Below are 1,220 nucleotides of genomic sequence, written 5' to 3'. Positions count from 1 at the left end.
TCGAATTTCATTTCGCTAGATTTTTGTATCTCTTTGCTAATTGCCATATATAATTCCTCGTATATATAAAATGATTATTACCTTATAAAACCTACTCTTAATTATAACACAAATTATGTACACAAAAATAAGGTCCCACTAGTCATAACTAAACTAATAAGAACCTTATGTGCTAGGATTATATTAATATTACGCTACCTTTACATAGTCTTGTAATACTGTATCTACGATACCACACTTTGCATCTAGCTCCGCTTTGAGTGCTCTTTCAGAATCGAGTTCTCTAGACACTACCATATCAACGATAGACTTAGAGAAGCCAGATACAAGAATGACACCACTTGGATGCATTTGAACAGGAATAGTATTATGTGCATAGACGGATACGTTCCAGAAAATAAGCCGTGGCATAGTATACCCAAGGGCTTCAAATTTCTGGCGGCACGTTTCAATAACAGTTGTATTATCCTCATGCTTTGTAGCTTGATCAAACTGCATATCAGAAATAATAAGGCACGATGATGGTAGCTCCTTTTGAGGCAGATGATTTTTCACAGCTGTATCAAGGATTAAATCAAATGTAGCCTCTATATCCGTATTGCTGTAATCGTCAAAGCGATGCAATCGTCTTAACTTATCTCTCAATGTATGACACATCGAAACATCTACCATCTGAGGGCGATTGCTAAAGGTAATGAATCGATTTTTAAAGGATTCATTCTTGTTATGATGTGCACAATACAATGCAATCGAATCTGCTACGCTAAGTGCGGTGACGGAACTATTACCAGATAGTTTTTCCCCCATAGATCCAGACCCGTCGCGTATAACTAAGATATCGTCATAATCCTTAGGCGCATCTTGGGCATTCCACAACTGCTCTAATGTTTTGTCATATGGATTTAGACTACTATCCCAGAAATTATCTCCCTTTACATAGGCTTGTACAATATCGTACAAGAACATAGAATTGGCATTAATCTTAACAGCATCGTTGCCCTTTTGTAATGATGTAAGATATGCCTTACGACGTTCATTATCATGTATTAAGAAAGCATTACGATATTTAAGATTTGCTTTAGATGGCACATGATTATAATTAATATCATTCCATTGGTTTAGGGATACCTTTCTATCTACTACCGCTAAATGTTCTCGTAACTTAGACAAGGTTTTGCGGTATTCACGTGCACTTAAATGTAACAAGGATTGCAAAATAA

The 1,220-nt window shown here is 36.1% G+C and carries 1 protein-coding gene; it reads right to left on the bottom strand.

The window, feature by feature from the left end; all coding sequences use genetic code 11:
- Window positions 1–189: 189 nt before the first annotated feature.
- Window positions 190–1,220: DUF2828 family protein (locus tag KH813_RS06770; RefSeq protein WP_303994575.1), on the bottom strand; the 1,031-nt coding region annotated here is incomplete at its 5' end.

The organism is Negativicoccus succinicivorans (genome assembly GCF_018373335.1).
Classification (GTDB): Bacteria; Bacillota; Negativicutes; order Veillonellales; family Negativicoccaceae; genus Negativicoccus; species Negativicoccus succinicivorans_A.
The sequence above is the reverse complement of the archived record's forward strand: the minus strand, read 5'-3'. Positions and strand labels throughout refer to the sequence as shown.